This is a genomic window from Pseudomonas sp. EA_65y_Pfl1_P113, assembly GCF_963970525.1.
Taxonomy (GTDB): Bacteria; Pseudomonadota; Gammaproteobacteria; order Pseudomonadales; family Pseudomonadaceae; genus Aquipseudomonas; species Aquipseudomonas tritici.
Genome location: NZ_CAXAQM010000556.1, coordinates 1 through 456, shown reverse-complemented (window position 1 = coordinate 456; position 456 = coordinate 1). Strand labels below are relative to the sequence as shown.

The 456-nt window shown below is 67.5% G+C and carries 1 pseudogene; it reads right to left on the bottom strand.

From position 1 onward, the window contains the following. Positions 1 to 456: pseudogene (locus tag AACY52_RS31055) on the bottom strand (DNA ligase-associated DEXH box helicase); the annotation flags it as partial.

Genomic DNA, 456 nt, shown 5'->3' with positions numbered 1-456 from the left:
CCCCGGTGGGGCAAGCACGATATGGCCCATCATTTCGGCCTTGCTCGCGCTGGTGGCGGGGCGCAGTTCGCCCAGCGCCACGCCGTGTTCCTCATACAGTGCGCAGAGCCGTTCTAGCGCGCCGTGGATGTAGATCGGCGCATCATGCCCGCGCGCGCGCAATTCGGCGATGACGCGCTGCGCCTTGCCCAGCGCATAGGCCCCGACCAGCACGCAGCGCGCCGGGTTGGCGTGGAGCGCGTTGGTCAATTTGTCGATCTCGTCGCCGGTATCGGGATGGCGGAAGACCGGCAGGCCGAAGGTCGCCTCGGTGATGAACACGTCGCATTGGACCGGCTCGAACGGCGCGCAGGTCGGGTCGGCGCGGCGCTTGTAATCGCCCGAAACGACGATGCGCTCGCCACGATATTCGAGCAGGATCTGCGCCGATCCCAGCACATGCCCGGCGGGGACGAA